The sequence below is a fragment of the Dyella sp. genome, assembly GCF_036746095.1.
In the GTDB taxonomy this organism is placed as follows: Bacteria; Pseudomonadota; Gammaproteobacteria; order Xanthomonadales; family Rhodanobacteraceae; genus Dyella_B.
In genome coordinates this window covers 26,966-45,743 of the sequence record NZ_DAIOEU010000001.1, presented here as the reverse complement: position 1 = coordinate 45,743, position 18,778 = coordinate 26,966, and the positions used below count along the sequence as shown (strand labels likewise).

Here is an 18,778-nt window from a genome sequence, read left to right as displayed (position 1 = left end):
TCAAAGTTTCTCGCTTGCTCATGGCCCCTTCGCAGGGTCGCCATAAAACACCCCACGCCCACTGGTCGCGAAATACACGCGCCCGAACACGCGCGGGTCACCTGTCACCAACCGTTCCCCGCCATAGCGATGCGCATCGTCATCGATGCGCTGCCAATGCTTGCCGTCATCGGTCGAGCGATAAAGCCCATCCACGTCGCCAAGCTGGCCGACCGCAAACACGGTAGGCAATGCACTGCCAGGCGCCGCCTTACCGAAACCGAAATCGCGCACGTTGGCCAGCTCGCCGAGCTTCTGCACATCTGCGCCGTCATCGTGCGCGCGCACAAGCCCTTCGCCACCCACGTACACCACGCCAGCCGCATCGGGCGCAGCACGCACCCACGCAACCGAACCCTGTTTCAGCTGCTCGCCCAAGGCACCGCCAATCGGCTGGAAATGCGCACCGCCATCGCGGCTAACCAGCACCTGCGTAACCTTTCCACCGCGGCCGAAGAAATGGCCTTCATACGCATAGAAACGCTTGGGATCGACACGATCGCTCAGCACGCGTGCATGCGACGGCAAGCCATCCACCGCTTGCCAATGCTTGCCGAAATCATGCGTGAGATAGGCATGTGCAGCGCCGCGCGGCGACCACAGCACGGCCGAACCGTCGGCCGAAACGGCGATGGTGCCAGCGCCCTCCCCCGCCGGCTCGGGTTCGCTGGCGAAAGCCTGCCAATGCACGCCACCGTCTTCGGAATAAGCCGCCCGTATGGCCGGATCGAACGGCTTGCGCAGGTAACCGCTGCGCACGATCAGCGCGGGCTTGTCCTGTGCGAAGTCGATGCTTTCGCTATTGGCGTAGCGCGGCGGCGCGGTGAATTGCAGTTGCGCCACGTCGAGGTCGTCGTGCCTGTAGCCATCCAGGTCGCCGATGGCGCTCAGCAGATGCGCGCCTTGCGGCGGGCTGATCAAATCCAGCGCCACGGTTTCTTCCAGGCCGCGATCCTGGAACTGCCAATGCACGTCGCCGCCATGATCGGCCTTGCGCATGTCAGTGGACATCCACACGCCGTAACCGGTAACGAACCACATGCGATCGGGATCGTGCGGGTCGATCGCCAGGGATGCCAGCCAATGCGGCGTATGCTCGCGCACCCACACCGGATCGCTGTAGTCGAATTGCGACCGCGCAAAGATTTCCTGCCAATGACGGCCACCATCGGTGCTGCGGAACAGCAGATCCTTCGGCGTGTAGTGCGCGAAGGTTGCCGTCATCACCACGTTCGGGTTGCCGGGATCGACCGTCACCGCGCCCCAGCCGTAACCGCTCGGCGTGCCGATCACGTGCGGCAGCGGCGTGACGTCGGTCCAGCGTTGCGCGGCGGGTTCGTATTTCCACACCGCACCGTCGTGCATGGTGTCGGGGCCGGGCTCGTCGCCGTAGCTCAGGTAATACGCGCCATCGCTCGCACGCACCATGTGATTGGGCCGCAAGCCGACCGGTTGACCGGAAACGGGGTTCCAGGTGCGCCCGCCGTCGATGGAACGGAACAAGCTGGTTTCGTTCGTGGAAACGCCGGCGTAAAGCGTACTGGTCGGCTTGCCCGGCGAGCCGGTACCTGGATCGAACACCACGAACACGATGCCGATCGCCTGCCGCCGCCAGTTGTTCTTGGCGCTCGCCGAAAGCGATGTGGCGACCGATGGAAAACCGTCGACCTTCGTCCAGTGCGTACCGTAGTCGTCACTTCGCCACAAGCCGGCGTCGCGCGAACCCAGGAACAGAATGCGACCATCGTTGGGATCGACCGCCAGTCGCTCGCCATCGCCGCGACCCAGTTCATTGCCGCCCATCTTGAACGGCAGATCGGCGCGCTGGAAGTGCGCGCCGCGATCGGTCGAACGCAACACCGCGGCGTTGCCCACGCGCGGATCGTTGTAGGTGCCGGACAGCAGATACACGCGATCGGCATCGTGCGGATCGATAGCCACGCTGTCGATGCCGAGCAGATTGTTGTCCGCCGCGCCGAGCCAGTCAGTGAGCGCGGTCCAACGCATGGATGATTGATCCCAGCGATACGCGCCGCCCACGTCGGTGCGCGCGTAAAGCAGACCTTGTGCGCTGGGATGGTAGACCAGGCCGCTGACGAAGCCGCCGCCGCCGATGCGCACGCTGGTGAAGTGATAGGGAATCGAAGTGGGTTCGGCTGCGTGGAGGCTGAGCGTGAAGAGCAGCGAGCAGGCGGTGACGCAGATGTTTCTCAACATGCCGATTAATCCCGTTCTAGCGTTGCCGTTGCGCGTCGAAGCCTTCCACCGCGCGTTGTCATTCCGGCGAAGGCCGGAATCCAGTGAAAAATGGCGTGCGTAGCACACGACATAAAGGTTATGTGTGCTGCGCACAGCGTACTTCACTGGATGATTCGCTTCGCTCACCCCTTCGGGGCCATCCTTCGGATGTTCTCCACGCTTTGCGCTACGTCCGGCCTTCGCCGGAATGACGAGGAGAGAGTTCGTCGCAAGCGTGTTCCACAACCCTCCCCTGCTATCGCAGGGGAGGGAGTGGATCGCGGCAGGCTTCATCAGAACGATGCACGCAAGGTCAGCGCATAACGCGTGTCGTTCACGTACCACGAGGTGATGTGCTTGCCGGCTCCGTTCTGATACATGATCGTGCGCTGTTCGGCGTTATTGAGATTGTTCATCTCAAGGCCCAGCTTGATGTGATCGTTGAACGAATAGAAGACCGAGCCATCCAGCTGTCCGTAGGCGTCGGCGAATACCGGCAGCTTCCACGGAATGCCGCCGTCGGTGCCGTTGTAGCCGTTCGGGCCAACCGATAGCAGATACTGGCTACGCCAGTTATAGGCCAGGCGGATCTGCCACGGACCGTGCTCGTAGAAGCCGGCGACGTTGAGCGAATCCCTCGACAAGCCATCCGCCGGCAGGTCGCCGAATTTGGATCCATCGGTATCCAGCGGCACCGCCGTCGAGTCGTTCGGTATATGCGTCCTGCTGCGGATGTAGGTGTAGTTCGCCGACATGCCGAAGCCCTTCACCGGCAGGAAATCGAAGAACTGGTTCCAGCCCACTTCCGCACCGTCGATCGTCGCCTTGCCGATATTCACCGGGCGGGTGACCAGATACTGATAGGTGTTGCCGTCGACACCCGGGTAGGTCACGAAGTCCGACTCGTTGCGGAAGTAGTCGCTGATACCCTTGTGGAAGAAGTTGATCCAGGTCATGCCGCCGCGATCCGGATCGAAGTACCACTCCAGCGACAGGTCGAACTGGTTGGCCTTCATCGGCGTCAGGTACGGGTTGCTGTTGGACGTGCTGGTCAGCGTCAGCTTGTCGATCGGCAAGGTGGTGGTGCCCGCGGGCGGCGTATAGCCGGACAGCACCGCGGCGTTGAGAATCTGATAGGCCTGCATCTGGCTGAAGTCCGGCCGCGCAACCGCCTTGGAGAAGGCAAAGCGCGTGACCACGTTCGGCGCGAATTCCCACTTTAGGTTCAAGCTCGGCAGGATGTCGGTGTATTCGTTGCGAGCGTTGATGGGCGAGCTCTGGCCCGAACCCAGGTACGGCGCCAATGCCACGTTCGGCAATACCAGAAAACCCGAGGAGGCATTTCTGGTCTGCACCGCGCGCACGCCGACGTTGCCGCTCAGGTTGGCATCGTCCACGCCGAATTCCATCATGGCGTACGCCGCATAGGTTTTCTCGTGCTGGAGATTGGTGTGCGGAGCATCGAGCAGCGTGGGCTGATAATCGGTGTCATAGCCGCTACCGCTGACGTAGTACGGAATGGCCGCGTCGTGGATTGCCGCGTAGCTACCCGGATAGCCCAGTGCGGTGGACAGCACCGGCGCATAGAACGCACCCGGTATGCCGGCGGCGCCCCGGTAGAAGTTCTTGAACGTATCCAGGTGCACCAGGCTGGTGTTGACCGTGCCGTTCAAGTTCAGGCCCGGCAACGTACCGCCCGGCACCGCCCACGGTTGCATCCAGGTCTGGAACACGGGCAGCCAGTTGTAGCCGGTGTCGATGTTGTTGGCGTAGCGGTTGGTGATGCGCACACCCGCCTTGATCGCCTGCACGAAGCCGCTGATGAAACTGTGCGAAACGTCGGTACGCCAGGCCAGCTCCCTGGCGTAGTTCTGGTCCTGGTGGTCCATGGTGAACCCCCAGTAATAGTTGGCGGGGTTCGCGGTGAAGTTGGAATCGACGCCGATGTGCGGCGGGTTGCTACCGTTCAGGCCGACGTCGATGTAGGGCACGTTGGTGCCCAGTGCCACCGTGGAATCCAGTGCGTTGGTGGTTGCCTTGACGAACTGCAGCTCGCTGGTGACTTCGGTGCCCGAACCGATCAGCCACTTCATGCCAGTGGAGAAGTCCGTGGTCTTGGAAGTGCTGTCGGATGCGCGGATGTCGGTGCCCATCGGCATGCCGCCGGATTGCGTGAGGCGGCCGGACTGGAATACGCCGCCATTGACCTGGCTCGGCTGGCTGGCATCCACCTGTACCTGGGTCGGATCGTTGCTGACGAAGATCGCATCCTCGTCCCAGACTTCGTGGTACCTGCTCTGGAACGCGGTGGCGTAGAAGTCGAGCGCCTGGCTGGGGCGCCACTGATAGGCCAGGTAGTAGCCGTCGCGCTTGCGGTCGTACAGCAAGGTGCGCCAGTCGGCGCCGCGCGGCACCCAGGTGCCGGCTGCGTTCTTGAAGAACGGACGTACGAACAAACCGTCAGTACGAGTAGCCAGGCGTGAATCGGCCACGTCGACGAGTACGCCCATTTCACCGATGTTGGTATTCCAGCGATTGCTGTAGAGCACGGAGGCGGACGGCTTGTACTTCTTGACGAAGTCGCCGTAGTTCTCGCTGACGGATGCGGCGATCTTCTGGCCCTGGAAATCGAAGGGCATGAAGGTGCGCAGGTTCACCGTGCCGCCCAGGCCACCCTCGATCATCTCGGCCGTCTGGTTCTTGTAGACGTCGACGCCGGACATCAGTTCCGACGGCACGTCCTGGAAGCTGAGCGCGCGTCCGCCATTGGCGGAGAAACTGTCGCGGCCATTCAATTCGGAACGCACTTGTGTCAGGCCGCGCACCTGCACGCCGGTACCCTCGGCGGAGAAGTGTTCCGGATCGCCCTGGGAAAGAAAGTGATCGATGGTGACGCCGGGAATGCGCGACAAGGTTTCAGTGACGCTGCGGTCGGGCAATGCGCCAATGTCCGTCGCGGACAAGGAATCGACGAAGGTCGGCGCGTCGCGTTTGATGTCCTGCGCTTTTTCGACCGATGCGCGGATGCCGGTGACGGTGATGCCTGCCAGGTCCTTGGCTTCATCCCGCTTCTTCTTCGCAGCGGTGCCGCTCTGGGTATTTTGCTCTCCCGTCTGCGCCGGTGCACTGCCGGTATCGGAAGCCGGTGCTGCATCCTTGGCATGCACGGTGGCGCAGCCGTACGTGAACGCCAATCCCATTGCTACCGCCATCGCCAGTCGAGCACTGGACACCGGCTTGTGTTGCACAGGACGTCCGACGCCGTGCACATCTGATGCTTGCACCTTTGCGATCATAGCTTTTCTTCTCCCCGCAGTTACCCGCGCCGGCAGGCCTTGGCCTATCGGCTGTTGTTGTCATTTCGGGACATCGCCCGACAGATGCACCCACCGGCAAATCCCCTAAGCGTTAACGTTCCGTCGCCGATGGGTGGCAATGTGGATGCTGCGGCTTGCTCTTTTGTCGGGCAATTACGAAATTGCAGGCAAGAGGTAATGTTTCTTCATTTGCGGTCGCGGTAATGGATCGATCCAAATGATTCTTTGCCTGGCTTTTTGGAGTCCCGCGCGATTGCGGAAATGGACCTTTCAGACTTTGCCGGCACCGGCACCCCGCCCGAAACATAAGCGGCGACACTCACCAACTTCCTACAACGGACATGCAAGGGTTATGGCGAGGACTCGCCCATGCGCCATGCACTACGCACCACCTTGCACAGCGCCATCACCGGCTTCAATGAAGACGAACTCTTCACGCACGCCGCCGCGATCGCGTATTACTCCGCCCTGTCGATGGCGCCGCTGATTGTGCTCACGCTGTGGCTGCTCTCGCTACTGGGCGCGCAATGGCAGGCGCAACTGAACCATGCGCTCACCAACATGATGGGCGACAAGGCGGCGCAGGCGGTGGTGATGATCGTCAACACCGCCAAATCGCGGCCGGCGCTGGGCAATGTCGCCGGCGTCCTTGGCCTGCTGGTGACCTTCTTCAGCGCATCGGCGGTATTCGCGCAGTTGCAGGGCTCGCTCAATCGCATCTGGCGCGTGCAGGAACCGTCGCGCAATGCCATCGGCATCTGGCTGAAGGCGCGCGCGCGTGCGTTCGCGCTGGTGATCGGCATCGCTTTCCTGCTGATCATTTCCTTCGCGGTCAGCGCGGCGATTCATCTGATGATTCCGTATGGATCGCTGGCCTGGTCGATCCTGGAATACGTGATATCGCTGCTGGTGTTCGTGGTGGCGTTCGGGGCGATGTACCGCGTGTTGCCGGACACGCAGATCGCTTGGTCGGACGCGGTATGGGGCGCGTTGCTGACCACGGTGTTGTTCACACTCGGCAAATTCGCCATCGAGCTGTACATCGGGCACGTCAGCATCGGTGGCGCATATGGGTCGGCCGGCACGATCGTGGTGATGCTGACGTGGGTGTATTACGCCTCGTTCGTGGTGTTGCTCGGCGCGGAACTGACGCATGGGCTGGCCATTGCCCGTGACCATCCTGTTCCGACATCTTCCATCGTGCCGCACTGAGCCTGCGCAACGCCTGTCTTCATCGCAGCGCACGCAAGACGTGAATCGTTCACCATGCGTGAAGCCTGCACTGACGAGGAGTGTGCACGCCATTGAGCAGCCTCATGTCAGAGTGGCCTTGCTGCGACAAACACAGCGGGACCTTTGGATTATTCGACAGTGCTGCACACCGGCAGCCGATCTCAGCAACTAAAAGAAGAAGTAGAAACCGAGAGTTCAGCAACATCATGTCACTGCATCGCCGCACCATCACCCACGTCTTGCAACGAACGGCCCGCGTGCTGGTTGAACCGCCACCGCTGCGCAAGATCGACGTCGCCCCGCAGCAGGGCGTCCAGCAGGACGTCCGGCGATTCCTGCCGTTCACGGCGCTGCGCGAGCGTTGGCGCACGGCGTTGGCCCCGCCGGGCCGACATGACGAAGCCAGCGCGGGGGAAACGCGCTTCCATCGCGACGTACGTGAACGCATGGGCGTACTGCCGAATTTCTTTCTCACCGCATCGGCGGCGCCAGGCCTGGGCGAACAGCTATGGGCGCAGGCAAAGGCGGCGTATCTGGACAATCCATTGCCTTCGCTGTTCAAGGAGCGGCTGTTCGTACACCTGTCGCGCTTTTGCGAGGCGCGCTATTGCATAGTGCGTCATGTCGGCTTTCTGCTCGGCAGAGGCCATCCGTCCGGCGACGCCAGGGCGGCGGCAGCCAGCATCGAACAGGTACAGCAACTGCTGAGCCGGCCCGTACCCGATGCGGCGCACCTGGCAGCGGCTCTCGCGCGCCTGGAAGGCCATGCCGAACCCGCGCCCATTCCCGCGCCGTGCACGCGCGATGAGCAAGACCTGTTCGATGCATTGACGGTGATGTTCGTGGTGCCCGCCCGTTCGGCGCAGGCGCGCGCCGCCATCAAGCACGCCGTGGGCGGCCAAAACCTTGAATGCTTGCTGGCATTCCTTGCCTTCGCTCGCCAGGCGCACTACTGGACGGAAACGCATCCGCAATTGGAATACGAAGCGGACATGCTCATGTTGATGGCACAACACCAGGATCTGGCGCGGCGCCTGCTGGATACGTCCGATGCCGAATGGGCACATGCCGGCGATGCACTGCGCGAGGCGCTGACCGGCCAGTTGCAAGTGCTCAACACCGAGTTGCAGCATCGCACACGCAATCTGCTCAGCGTGATTCGCGTGCTGTTCGACCGCACGCGATCCAACCACACCTTGCTGGATGGCTTTGCCGAAGTGTTCTCCGCACGACTGGATGCGATCAACCGCGTGCAGGTTTACCTGTCGCGGCTGGTGCAAGGCGAAAAGGTGACGTTCGACGGCTTGCTGCGCAACGAACTGGCGGCCCACGCGGTATCGATGCAGCAGATCACCCTGGATGGCCCGGCAGGCGTACGCTTGCGTTCTTCCGCGCTGCAGACATTTGCGCTGGCCCTGCACGAGCTGGTGGTGAATGCCGTGAAATACGGCGCGCTCGCCTATCCTGCCGCGCGCCTTTCGATACGATGGGACATAGAACGCACCGAAGGACAGCCCTCGGTTCTGCACGTGTTCTGGCAGGAAACCGGCGTACCGGGCCTGGCGTTGGGCGAGGACAGGACGCAACCGGGCTATGGGCGCGAACTGATCGAGCGTGCGTTGCCGTATCAGTTGAAGGCCACCACGCAGTATGAGCTGTTGCCCGAAGGCGTGCGGTGTTCGCTGTCAGTGCCGGTGCTGGCGTGAACACGCCAGACATTGCTGCAATGAAAACCCGGTTCTCCCGCTTGCACTTGATTGGCGTCGAATCCCAGCTGAGCCACCGTTGTAGAACCTTGCCGGAAACTTCGTCATCCGGCGAAGCCTTGCAAGGGGGAGGAACGCGCGCTTGGCATGGGCCGTAGGCATCGCCACCATCATGCCCACCGCATTACAACATGCTCTCCACGTATACACGCCACCTAAGCAAGGGGACATGTAAAAGTGTGTTTTGCGTCGAGGGAAAGCCTGCTGATGATTTCCAGTCAACTGAGCGGAAAGTCGGTCCTGATGGTCGAAGACGAATATCTGATCGCCGACGCGCTATGTTCCGCCTTCGAAATGGAAGATGTGCACGTGGTGGGACCGTTCCCCAACGTTGCCAGCGCAATGCAGGCCCTGGACGAAGGCGTAAAGGCGGATGCGGCCATCCTCGACGTGAACTTGAACGGAGAGCGCGTTTTCCCGTTGGCCGATCGGCTAATGGCCGACAACGTGCCGATCGTGCTCACCACCGGCTACGATGGCGATGCCATTCCGCGCGATTACGCGCACCTGGAACGCTTGCAGAAACCGGTCCACCTGAGCGAGCTGTTCGGCTGCCTCAACGAATTGCTCGCCCGCTCCGTCGCATCCCCTTGACGGTCGCCGTCCGTGTGCGCCGCTGCAGGCGTCCCCCGGATTTGGACGCCTGCGGCATGACTTGTGCGATCAGCCATGCACTTGGTGCAGCGAATGCTTCAACCTGCTCATTTCCTCGTGTGCTGATCGCACCGACGCGTAGGCATGCTGCACGGCGGCGAGCGAGGTAGTGGAAAGCCCCGCTTCGCTGATGGCATCGTCGTATTTGGCCTTGATGTGATCTTCGCCGCGCTCAACTTCGTCGATCACCGCCAGGTCGCCGGCGCGCACGGCGCTGCGCAGATTCACGAACACGCGGTGCATGGAAGCCAGCATGGTGCCTTCATCCTGCGGCTGTCCGCCTAGCGCCTTCACTTGCGACTGCAATGACGCGCACGCGGCCTGCCGCTCACGCGCACGGCGCTGGAAGATGGCTCTTATTTGCGGATTCTTGACGTCCTTGGCCGCTTCGTCATAACCATCGACGCTGTCGATGGTCGCTTCGATCAGGCGGTTGAGAACGGCAATATCTTCGCTGTTCGTAGCCATGGAACCTCGTTCCGAGCCAGCGCTCTCAGGGCACCGTATGCAGGCGCGGCGTCAACGGCATGCGCGCCACGTTGCTCAGCGGTAACGTCACGCTACCTTCACGATGCATCGCCTGGATTTCCAGCAGCAACTTGGCGTTGCGCTCGATCAACCGATGGTTCTGCGCCAGCAACTGTCCGCAGAGACGCTCCAGGTGCTGCACGCGCTGCTCGGATGAAATGGTGGTAGTCATGGCGGCCTGGCTCCATTGCGGATGAGGGGAACTATCCGTCTTTTGAAGTGAAACTATCGTCTGTGGTGCGTTTGCGCGAGCATTCTTTTCGCAATGCAACCGTAGGCCGGATTGACGCGAGCGGATTTTCTGGACCACGCTTTTTTGCTTTTGCGAGATAGCTTGAAATCGCGTCGAATCGGCTCCCTTCCCTCTTGTGCAAGGGAGGGTTGAGGCTGAGGCGTCCCCACGTTTTTTGCTCGTCATTCCGGCGAAGGCTCATTGCTGTCCGGGGAAAATGAAGTTCTTCAGAAATGCGCGGGCATAGCACCCCGCATCGAAAATTTTCCATGGAAATTCAGCGCCATCAGCTCGTCATTCCAGCTTTGGCTGGAATGACGTCGTTTTAGCTTTCCCGCAAGAACGGCGAAAAATTCCCCGGACAGCAGCGGGCAAAGGCCGGAATGACGATTCGCTTCGAAATAGGCTCGAAACCCCAAATTTTTCTGGACAACTAGCAAAAAAAGGGACGCCTCAGGGGTTGGACGCGGTGTGAGCGAGTCGGACTCACTCCTTCCTCTACTGCCGCAGGGAAGGGAGTCATCACTGCAAGCTTCACGCATGAAGGAGGCTTCCCGCCCACGCCACTGCCGCAGCCTTCGATTTTATTGCCTCACGCTCCTGCCGCCTCCCGCTGCGCCGACGCGCGCTGATTGGCGCCCTGCTCCGCCAGCTTCGTCAGCTTTTCATCCGCGCCTTTTTCCTCTTTCAAGGTATCCATGATCAACGGCAGCGCCTCGTCATAGCCAAGCTCCTTGGCCAGTGCCGCCAGCGTGCCGTAGGAGGCGATCTCGTAGTGCTCCACCTTCTGCGCGCCGGCAATCAGCGCGGCGTCGCGCAGCGGGCCTTTTTCTACCGACTCGATCACTTCCTTGCCCTCTTCCACCAATCCCTCCATGGCCGCGCACTTGATGCGCTTCAGGCGTAGATCCAACACCTCGACGATCTTGTCGATGCGCTCGACCTGGCCGTTGGTTTCCTCCAGATGGCTTTCGAACGCCTGCGCCAGCTTGGGCTCGGTGGACGCACGCGCCAGCTTGGGCAAGGCACGGGTCAGCTGCTTCTCGGCGCTGTAGATGTCCGAAAGTTCGTGCACGAAAAGTTCTTCGATGGTTTTGACGGCCATGGTGCGGGCTCCTTTTGACACAGGGTTGGACGAGGAACACAAGATAGGCAAGTGTTCGTCGCCGCATTGCCACGGCCGGGTGAAACAGTTGTCGCCTGCTTCAACCCCATGCGCTGGCAGACATGTTTTTCGCACGCGGCGGGGAAGCCCTGCTCACCGAAGCATCACATCGTCTTTGTGGTGCGCTGCCTAAGCTCACGCATGCGTTGTCCACCCACCGAGGAGCTCATCATGAATCGAGATTATTTCCATCGCCATCGCGATGCATCGCGCTACGACGAAGAGGGCCGCCGCGCGGGTGGCCGGAGGCATGACCATCCTTCGCGATACGAAGACTCCGGCTCGCACTGGAACGACGAGCAGACGGCCCGCTGGCTGTCGCATTACGGTGGCCCATCGCAGCGGAACGAGCGCGACTATGACGCCGATCAACGCCCCGACTATGACCGCGCCAAATACGCGCAGGGCTACGGTTCCGACCGCAGCCGCGAAAACCCGCGTTACGGCCAGCATTTCCAGGAATCATGGGGCGGTTATCCATCCGGCGACGTCTGGCGCCAGCGCGGCAACGAACACGTCGCCCCGGGCATGCACGGGCGTTATGGATGGCCCGGCGAAGGCGACGATCAAGGCAGCCTGAATTTTCAATCCGGCGAATACGGCTATGGCAGTGTCTATGGCCCCACCTTCGGCTCCACCTATCGCCATCCCGAGCATGGTTACGAGAACGACCATGGCCGCGATGCCCATTGGCACGACCAGAACCGGTACCGCTCGAACGAACCCGGCGGTGGCGGCATGTATTACGGGCGAGGCCCTTCCGGCTACATACGCTCGGACGAACGCATTCGCGAAGATGTGTGCGATCGCTTGACCGACGACCCCCACGTGGATGCAAGCGCCATCGACGTGGCGGTGGAAAGCGGCATCGTGACGCTCCAAGGACAAGTATCCGACCGGCAGATGAAACACCGCGCCGAGGATTGTGCCGAACACGTCAGTGGCGTGAAGGACGTCGAGAACCGCCTGCGCGTGGCGCGCGAAGCGTGGGTGCAGGAAGCAGAGGGCAATACGCTAGGCGATGCATCTTCCTCGTTGCGCAAGGGTTGAAGTTCGCCAGGTGGGAGATGAAACAATCAGCACCCCTCTTTGCCGAGAGCCCGGCACATCCGCTGTGCCGGGCTCTCGTCTTCGAATCATCCATGAGGTTAAAACCGCTGGGCTCCCTCCCCGAACACGTCATGTGTTCTTGTGGCTTTGCTGGCCGGCTTTCACGTGTTGCTCGTGAGTACCGCCACTGCTCTGGCGGCCAGCTTCCACGTGTTGCTCATGGGTTGCATGATCGCCGCCGCCCGCTTTCCCGCCTTTGCTGGCGATCTTGCGCTGCTTGGATTCATCCATCGATGCGAATCCGCGGTTGCTTTTCTCATTAGACATGAAATGACTCCCAGTGAGGAACAAACGCCCGTCTTGCAACGGACGCATGCCACTCTATTCGTGCAGTGGTCAAATGGATTTGAGACCATCGTGAAAACTATTTCGCATCAGTGACAGCCCTGTCATGCGGCAAAAAACACGTGCGTCATTGCCGCACGCAATCGCTTGCATGCCTGCATGACGCGGCTATTTTTTAAGATCAATTGAACATGCGTACGGCACGGCCTGCGCTAGCCTGTCAAAAGTTCTTCCACTCATGGTGCATGACATGACCGACGATCTCTCGCCCAAGACGGGCGAAACGAACACCACCGAACATCTCTCCCTGCCCGACCTGCTCGCCATGCGCATGACTTACGAACGTGCAACCAACAGCATGTGCGAGTGCTTTATCGCCAAGGCGCGCGAAAGCAAGGATCCGGTGATCCGCGCATGGGACGTCTCCCCGCTGCAACAATTCTGCGGGACGCTCACCGAGCACATCCATCTGCTCACTCAATCGCTGGACGTGCTGGCGGACAAACCCAACGCGGAGAACCTGGAAGAACGGCACGAACGCTTTCTCGCCCTGTTGCGTGCCGCCGAGCAACAAGTGAGCGGCCCGGACACGTCCGTGCTGGCTGCCATGCAGGCGCTGCTGGTGGTGGAGCAGTTCAACGAGGTGGCGTGGGGACTGCTGCTGGCATTGGTGAAAGATGCCGAACTGCAACGCTTCATCGGCCACTTCGAGCAAGCTTGCGCACGCCACCACGAACAGCGCATCGCGCTTCAGCAAGCCTATGAAGACGTCGCGTTGGGGCTGGTGCGGCGCAATCAGCTGGCCATGAAATCCCGCCGTCCGCTGAAAAGCTCCATCACGGGACGCTCCGGCATGCTGCTGGGTGATCATCGCCATCTCAGCCGTCTTTAAGGCCAATGGCACTAACTTAAGGACGTTTCAGCTGCCTTTGGGCTTAAGTCAGTGCCATTCTTCCAGCCATCACTCCATCACTTTGAATTCAACCTGTTGGCGGCCAATTCAGCTACTAGCCCGGCCGTTCACCTTCTCTTTTCCATACATTCACGCCCTTCCGAGGCCGGGGGTTTAAAACTCAGGGTTCCTTTCGTTTGCGTAACGAGTGCCTGTATGTCCGATCACGACGAAACCAGCGTTCCACCCCGGGGTTTTGCCGCCATGGATGAGCGCCGGCGCCGCGAGGTCGCGAGTCTCGGCGGCCGCATTGCTCATGCAAGAGGGCGCGCCCATCGCTTTACGCCCGAAGAAGCACGCAAGGCCGGCCAGAAAGGCGGCAGCCAGATCAGCCGCAACCGCAAGGCCATGGCTGAGTTCGATCGCCGCGACGACCCACGCGACGATGTTTCTCAACCTACCGAAGAAGCATGGAGCTGACTGCGCTGCGCCGTTGATGTAGGTCGGCGCATGAGCCCCAACATGGCATGGCAGTGCGACGCACGATGATGTCGATGGCTCGGCTCAACATCGCCGTCATTCCGGCGAAGACCGAGTGAGTGCTGCGGGGAAACTGAAATCCACGCTGCCCGCCCCCCTCACGCCGACCCTCTCCCCAAAGGGGAGAGGGAGAAAAAGCTAAAGCTAACAGGTAGCCGCCGCACTCACCCACGCCATCGGACGCCAGTTGGGCGGCGGCGCTGGATCATCGATCGGCGCCGGCTCCGGATTCGGCTCGATCAAGGGCGGTCGACTGGGCTGTGGTGTGAGTGGTCCGGGTTGCGGTATCGCCGGCCTCGGTGGTTTTACCGGGTCCGGCGGTGGCGCAGGTTGGGGCTGAAACCAGATGGGAAAAGCCGGGAGTGCTTCGATCAATGACTTCATGATAGGTGCGTGCCGCTCAGTGAGGCGTCGATACGCGCTGCGACACTTTCTCTTTCTGGGAACGCGCGGCGGAATGTTCCAGGTCGGCTTGCGCGACGATGCCGCAAAGCCGGCCTTCCTTGTCGGTGATGGGAATGCGTCGCACCGCTTCCTTCGCCATCGCGTTGGCAACATCCTCGACGCTGGCATCTTCCATCAGCGACACCGCCGGTGCCGTCATGTACGCGTCCACCACGCAGGTGTCGGGCGATTCACCGGCGGCCACGCAACGCACGACGATGTCGCGATCGGTGATGACACCAACCAGTCTGTGCTGCTCGTCCACCACGGGCACTTCGCCGATATCTGCTTCAAGCATGATCTTGGCGGCGCCTTGCAACGAATCGCGCGCCGAGCAGCAGCGCAGATGGGTGGTCATGATTTCGCTCGCTTGCATGATTATTACTCTCCGACAACGCATGAGCCGATGCGACGCAGCCATGTTCTTTGGCCAGAAAGCGTCTTCGCATCGGGAACCGCCAGCATGCCTGGCGAGCAGAAAAAACATCGCGCACGGCAAGCGAACGGACCCGTCTACAGCGCCTCTGGCGAACGTACCCGCGCTTCGTCAGCCTGGCGACAGCCAACACGAATAACTGTGCTCAACTGCCCGTTTTTTCGGCAATTTTCACATTGCCATTACGACGCAACCAGCATCTTGAACAGGGGCAACGGAGCGGGAGGCTGGCGCGGATGACTGCGAGGGGCTGGAAGGCCTGCCGATCGCAGGCAAACGCCCATTCATTGACGCCAGTCTTACGTTGCGCGGGCCTCAAGGCATGGAGCTCGCACAGCGTTCACGCAGATGCGTGTTGCCCGTTTTCCGCTGCATGAGTAAAGGCGCAGTTTCGACCGGCTTGTCCGCGAAGAGCACTGCATTCACCGCCCGGCTTTACACGCTTTTTGAGCCATGCCATGCCGTTAGCGTTACGCCATGATCACCCGTCCCATTCATTGCCACCCGACTGCGCCGTGTTCATGCTCGACCGGCACGGTTATATCGTGGCAATTCATGCAGGAGAAACGCCGTTCGACGCCGTGCAAACGCAGGAGCTGATCGGTAAGCACTACACCAACGTATATGCAGGTGCGCATGGCAACGATCTGCTGGACGCAGCGCTCAACGCCGATGGTACCGGTCAGCCCGCCTGCCTGGAGACGTGGGTCATTCCAGCGCATGGACAACGTCGGCGGGTGGAAGTCTCCATACACGCATTAAAAGGCGAAAACCAGCAATTGCATGGTTTTGCCATGGTCATGCGCAACATGCTTCCGCATACGCTCCTGCAGGATCGCCTGCGTGGATGCGAGCGACGCTTTCGCCTTTTCACGCAATGCGTGGACGATGCCGCCTTCTGCATGCTCGATCCGCAAGGCGTAGTCATGGATTGGAACGCAGGCGCCCAACGCCTCACCGGCCACGTCGCGCGGAGCATCGTGGGAAAGTCGTTTGCGGCGTTTTTCAGCGAAACGCAAGGTACCGATGAACTTCCCGCGCAACTGATCCAAGCCGCGAGCCGGGACGGCCGTGCCTGCGTAGGGTGTGAACTGTTGCGCGCCGGCGAAAGCTTTCCGGCGGAAGTCGTGCTTGAATCTGTCCAGGGTGGCGACGGCAACCTGCTCGGCTTCGCCCTGATCATGCGCGACCGCACGCAACCGCACTTGGCCGAGCGCCGCCTGCGTGAAGCACACGAACAGATCACGCATGCGCAGAAGATCGAGGCGATGAGCCACCTTACCGGTGGCATTGCGCATGATTTCAACAATGCCTTGCAAGGCATCATCAGTTCGCTCGAATTGGCATCGCTGTGCCTGGACCGGCGTCATGCGGAACAGGCCAGGCGGCACGTGTTGCTATCGCTGGACGCTGCCTTGCGCGCCGGACGCCTTACGCAGCGCCTGCTTTCACTGGCGCGCAGGCAGGCATGCTCCAACCAGCGCACAAACATCGCCAAGGTGTTCAACGCGATGCGTGAACTGCTCGGCCGCACGCTGGGCGACGGCATCATGCTGGATGTGTCGTTTCCCGACGATCTTCCGCCCTTGATATGCGACAGCGGACAACTGGAAAGCGCGCTGGTCAACCTGGCCGTGAATGCGCGCGATGCGATGGGCGGCCATGGCCATCTCAATATCAGCTGCCGCCTGTGCCATCCCGACGACAGCAGCGTGCAGGTGCCGCTGGATCACGGCCATGACGTCTACGCCGAAATCTGCGTGACCGACGATGGGCCCGGCATGTGCAGCGAAACGCGGCGTCGCGCATTCGAACCGTTTTTCACCACCAAGGCGGAAGGACGCGGTACGGGTCTTGGCTTGTCCATGGTGCACAGCTTTACCGCGCAACACGGCGGGGCCGTGGACATTCAAAGCGTGCCCGGCGCCGGCACATCGGTGCTGCTTTACCTGCCCTGCGACAGTGCCAGCCTGGACATCGCGCCACCGCAGCGGCCGAAGACCGCCCCGAATCTGCGCGGTTATCGCATCCTGGTGGTGGAAGACAACCAGACCATCCGCGAATCCGTTGGCACCCGGCTGCGTCAATTGGGCTGCATCGTGGCCGAAGCGGCCACCGGGGATGAAGCTTTGTCGATGCTTGCCGGCAACGCCACGTGGGATCTGCTGCTATCGGATCTGGATCTGCCGAGTGTGGACGGCTATGAGCTGTGTTGCCAGGCACGCAAGCTGCTGCCCAAGTTGCGCGTGATCCTGATGACCGGCTACGCCGAATCGGAGTGGCATGATTTCAAGGCGTTCGACAATGCGATGGATGCCTTGATCAAGCCGTTCGACATGGGGGAATTGTTGAACAAGGTGCAGGGCTTGTTGCAGGCAGTGGAGTGAACAGTTTTGTAGACACCTCCGATGTCTACGCCAATTCACATGGAATGATGGCGCTTGCAGTGAGCAAAGCTTGGATGACGGATCAGGAAACCTACCCTGCCCTTCGTCCCACCACCGACACCGCGTGCACATGCTCCGGCCCTGCCATGAATGCGCGCAAATCATCCACCAATTGCTGATAGCGATGGTCATGCGTATCGCGGTTGATCGAGCGCAGCACTGAGGAAGGATGCCAGGTGGCCATGGCATCGATGCCGCCGGACAGCCTGAGCCAGCGGCCATGGCTCATGGTGAGTTGAAAGCTGGTGCCGAAGAACGCCTGCGCGGCCATCGCACCCAGCGCCAACACGCGTTGCGGGCGCACTTCGCGCAGTTCCGCCGCCAGCCACTCGCGGCAGATGGCCTGCTCCGCGGCGTTGGCGCGCTTGTGCAGGCGGCGCTTGCCGCGCAGCTCATATTTGAAATGCTTGACGGCATTGGTGATGTAGACGTGGGCCCGATCGAGGCCGGCTTCGTGCAGCGCACGGTCGAGCAATGCACCCGCCGGCCCGACGAACGGCTCGCCCGAAGCATCTTCCTGCAAGCCAGGCTGCTCGCCTACCAACATCATGGGCGCATGCGCAGGTCCCTTGCCGAACACCGTTTGCGTGGCATGTTTCCAGAGGGGACAGTCGTGGCAGCGCAGCGCCAGATCGCGCAACTCTTTCAACGATCCTTGCGGGGGAGACATGCTTGGCGGCCGGGCCAGCGGGGACTCCCACGCCGGTCGTGTTTGCGGCATTTCGCTGATCCTCGCGTTACCTGAACGAAGCTTCCGATAGCGCTTATCGACAAAACGTGCAGATTCAGTCAATAGTCACGTACATGTCGGCCGATCACGCGACGAAAGTCGTTTGACAAAGCTTTCTTCTCGCCGGCTTCACGCGCTCGCGGCAAGCCGGTCAGTGCTGCTGATGGGTGGAACTCTTGTTGCGTTCCGCCGAGGAGGCACGGCTGCGCAGGCCACCTTTCTTGCCGAGCTCCGCATAGCCTTCGCGGCCAAGTTCCTGCCTGCGTGCTTCGCCGCCTTGCTTGCCGAGCGCCGAATAACCTTCCGAGCCGAGTTCTTCCTTGCGGGCGGCGCCGCCCTTCTTGCCGAGCGCCGAATAACCTTCTGGTCCCAGTTGTTCTTTACGTGCCTCGCCGCCTTTGCGGCCAGCTTCGCGTACGCTCATGGCGCCCCGCTCCGGGTTGCGCTGTTTCCTGCTCATGCCCTTACCTCTTGTATTGCTCTGCAAAAAATCCGGCCGCATACGTTCCGCACGGCCATGCAAGCGCTGAACATGCCATCGCTTGTGTGATGCCTGCGTGCTTCCACGGCCTGCATGTGTGTGAAAGCTTGCCGCGCGTCACAACCCAAAGCAGCGCATGCACGAACGCGGCAAGCGCCAGCCAGTGTGCTTTCCACGGCGGAAACCGCGCACCTTTCACGCATATGAATGCTGTGCAGACGTGACACATAGCTAGCATCCG

General features: G+C 61.2%; 16 protein-coding genes. 7 read left to right on the top strand and 9 right to left on the bottom strand.

Translation table 11 applies throughout. The features are described from left to right. Positions 1-18: 18 nt before the first annotated feature. Positions 19-2,256, bottom strand: coding sequence for a cellulase (locus tag V7M64_RS00195; protein ID WP_333676178.1), 2,238 nt, complete (start codon positions 2,254-2,256; stop codon positions 19-21). A gap of 314 nt (positions 2,257-2,570) precedes the next feature. Further along, entirely contained in the window at positions 2,571-5,561 is a 2,991-nt protein-coding gene (locus tag V7M64_RS00190; RefSeq protein ID WP_333676177.1) for a TonB-dependent receptor, read from the bottom strand. A 402-nt stretch (positions 5,562-5,963) separates the two neighbouring features. Between V7M64_RS00190 and V7M64_RS00185 the strand changes: the two genes are divergently transcribed. The 3 genes from V7M64_RS00185 to V7M64_RS00175 all read left to right on the top strand — a co-directional run bounded on the left by V7M64_RS00185 (position 5,964) and on the right by V7M64_RS00175 (position 9,187). Further along, the gene (locus tag V7M64_RS00185; RefSeq protein ID WP_333676176.1) at positions 5,964-6,806 is read left to right on the top strand and encodes a YihY/virulence factor BrkB family protein; all 843 of its coding nucleotides are present in this window, start codon (positions 5,964-5,966) and stop codon (positions 6,804-6,806) included. A 227-nt stretch (positions 6,807-7,033) separates the two neighbouring features. Next, positions 7,034-8,533: a sensor histidine kinase gene (locus V7M64_RS00180; protein ID WP_333676175.1), complete on the top strand. Its 1,500-nt coding sequence runs from the start codon at positions 7,034-7,036 to the stop codon at positions 8,531-8,533. A gap of 267 nt (positions 8,534-8,800) precedes the next feature. Then, complete coding sequence (locus tag V7M64_RS00175) at positions 8,801-9,187, top strand: response regulator (protein WP_333676174.1); 387 nt, start codon at positions 8,801-8,803, stop codon at positions 9,185-9,187. Between the two features lie 69 nt (positions 9,188-9,256). Here the strand turns inward: V7M64_RS00175 and V7M64_RS00170 are convergent, their stop codons facing one another. The 3 genes from V7M64_RS00170 to V7M64_RS00160 all read right to left on the bottom strand — a co-directional run bounded on the left by V7M64_RS00170 (position 9,257) and on the right by V7M64_RS00160 (position 11,112). Further along, positions 9,257-9,715 (bottom strand): PA2169 family four-helix-bundle protein, encoded by a 459-nt coding sequence (locus tag V7M64_RS00170; RefSeq protein WP_333676173.1) that lies wholly within the window; start codon positions 9,713-9,715, stop codon positions 9,257-9,259. Between the two features lie 25 nt (positions 9,716-9,740). Then, a complete protein-coding gene (locus V7M64_RS00165) occupies positions 9,741-9,947 on the bottom strand; it encodes a hypothetical protein (RefSeq protein ID WP_333676172.1) in 207 nt (68 codons plus the stop codon). 652 nt (positions 9,948-10,599) lie between these two features. Further along, the gene (locus V7M64_RS00160; RefSeq protein ID WP_333676171.1) at positions 10,600-11,112 is read right to left on the bottom strand and encodes a ferritin-like domain-containing protein; all 513 of its coding nucleotides are present in this window, start codon (positions 11,110-11,112) and stop codon (positions 10,600-10,602) included. Positions 11,113-11,343: 231 nt separating this feature from the next. Here V7M64_RS00160 and V7M64_RS00155 point away from each other — a divergent pair, with 231 nt between their 5' ends. Then, entirely contained in the window at positions 11,344-12,222 is an 879-nt protein-coding gene (locus tag V7M64_RS00155) for a BON domain-containing protein (protein ID WP_333676170.1), read from the top strand. 129 nt (positions 12,223-12,351) lie between these two features. Here V7M64_RS00155 and V7M64_RS00150 read toward each other — a convergent pair whose 3' ends face one another. Beyond that, positions 12,352-12,549 (bottom strand): KGG domain-containing protein, encoded by a 198-nt coding sequence (locus tag V7M64_RS00150; RefSeq protein ID WP_333676168.1) that lies wholly within the window; start codon positions 12,547-12,549, stop codon positions 12,352-12,354. Between the two features lie 268 nt (positions 12,550-12,817). Between V7M64_RS00150 and V7M64_RS00145 the strand changes: the two genes are divergently transcribed. Continuing rightward, positions 12,818-13,459 carry a hypothetical protein gene (locus V7M64_RS00145; RefSeq protein ID WP_333676166.1) on the top strand — a complete coding sequence of 214 codons (642 nt, stop codon included), beginning with the start codon at positions 12,818-12,820 and terminating at the stop codon, positions 13,457-13,459. A 216-nt stretch (positions 13,460-13,675) separates the two neighbouring features. Next, the gene (locus V7M64_RS00140; protein ID WP_333676164.1) at positions 13,676-13,939 is read left to right on the top strand and encodes a stress-induced protein; all 264 of its coding nucleotides are present in this window, start codon (positions 13,676-13,678) and stop codon (positions 13,937-13,939) included. 460 nt (positions 13,940-14,399) lie between these two features. Here V7M64_RS00140 and V7M64_RS00135 read toward each other — a convergent pair whose 3' ends face one another. Next, positions 14,400-14,801: a CBS domain-containing protein gene (locus tag V7M64_RS00135; RefSeq protein ID WP_333676162.1), complete on the bottom strand. Its 402-nt coding sequence runs from the start codon at positions 14,799-14,801 to the stop codon at positions 14,400-14,402. 599 nt (positions 14,802-15,400) lie between these two features. On the opposite strand from V7M64_RS00135, the gene V7M64_RS00130 reads away from it, so the two are divergent. Beyond that, complete coding sequence (locus tag V7M64_RS00130) at positions 15,401-17,266, top strand: response regulator (protein ID WP_333676422.1); 1,866 nt, start codon at positions 15,401-15,403, stop codon at positions 17,264-17,266. A gap of 91 nt (positions 17,267-17,357) precedes the next feature. Here the strand turns inward: V7M64_RS00130 and V7M64_RS00125 are convergent, their stop codons facing one another. Next, positions 17,358-17,996 carry a UdgX family uracil-DNA binding protein gene (locus V7M64_RS00125; protein ID WP_333676160.1) on the bottom strand — a complete coding sequence of 213 codons (639 nt, stop codon included), beginning with the start codon at positions 17,994-17,996 and terminating at the stop codon, positions 17,358-17,360. Positions 17,997-18,207: 211 nt separating this feature from the next. Next, complete coding sequence (locus tag V7M64_RS00120) at positions 18,208-18,480, bottom strand: KGG domain-containing protein (RefSeq protein ID WP_333676158.1); 273 nt, start codon at positions 18,478-18,480, stop codon at positions 18,208-18,210. Positions 18,481-18,778: the final 298 nt, after the last annotated feature.

What these genes read in the sequence shown, in the direction of transcription:
- V7M64_RS00195 (WP_333676178.1), bottom strand. Translation starts at nt 2,256, where the DNA reads ATGTTGAGAAACATCTGCGTCACCGCCTGCTCGCTGCTCTTCACGCTC.
- V7M64_RS00185 (WP_333676176.1), top strand. Translation starts at nt 5,964, where the DNA reads ATGCGCCATGCACTACGCACCACCTTGCACAGCGCCATCACCGGCTTC.
- V7M64_RS00180 (WP_333676175.1), top strand. Translation starts at nt 7,034, where the DNA reads ATGTCACTGCATCGCCGCACCATCACCCACGTCTTGCAACGAACGGCC.
- V7M64_RS00175 (WP_333676174.1), top strand. Translation starts at nt 8,801, where the DNA reads ATGATTTCCAGTCAACTGAGCGGAAAGTCGGTCCTGATGGTCGAAGAC.
- V7M64_RS00170 (WP_333676173.1), bottom strand. Translation starts at nt 9,715, where the DNA reads ATGGCTACGAACAGCGAAGATATTGCCGTTCTCAACCGCCTGATCGAA.
- V7M64_RS00165 (WP_333676172.1), bottom strand. Translation starts at nt 9,947, where the DNA reads ATGACTACCACCATTTCATCCGAGCAGCGCGTGCAGCACCTGGAGCGT.
- V7M64_RS00160 (WP_333676171.1), bottom strand. Translation starts at nt 11,112, where the DNA reads ATGGCCGTCAAAACCATCGAAGAACTTTTCGTGCACGAACTTTCGGAC.
- V7M64_RS00155 (WP_333676170.1), top strand. Translation starts at nt 11,344, where the DNA reads ATGAATCGAGATTATTTCCATCGCCATCGCGATGCATCGCGCTACGAC.
- V7M64_RS00150 (WP_333676168.1), bottom strand. Translation starts at nt 12,549, where the DNA reads ATGTCTAATGAGAAAAGCAACCGCGGATTCGCATCGATGGATGAATCC.
- V7M64_RS00145 (WP_333676166.1), top strand. Translation starts at nt 12,818, where the DNA reads ATGACCGACGATCTCTCGCCCAAGACGGGCGAAACGAACACCACCGAA.
- V7M64_RS00140 (WP_333676164.1), top strand. Translation starts at nt 13,676, where the DNA reads ATGTCCGATCACGACGAAACCAGCGTTCCACCCCGGGGTTTTGCCGCC.
- V7M64_RS00135 (WP_333676162.1), bottom strand. Translation starts at nt 14,801, where the DNA reads ATGACCACCCATCTGCGCTGCTGCTCGGCGCGCGATTCGTTGCAAGGC.
- V7M64_RS00130 (WP_333676422.1), top strand. Translation starts at nt 15,401, where the DNA reads ATGCTCGACCGGCACGGTTATATCGTGGCAATTCATGCAGGAGAAACG.
- V7M64_RS00125 (WP_333676160.1), bottom strand. Translation starts at nt 17,996, where the DNA reads ATGTCTCCCCCGCAAGGATCGTTGAAAGAGTTGCGCGATCTGGCGCTG.
- V7M64_RS00120 (WP_333676158.1), bottom strand. Translation starts at nt 18,480, where the DNA reads ATGAGCGTACGCGAAGCTGGCCGCAAAGGCGGCGAGGCACGTAAAGAA.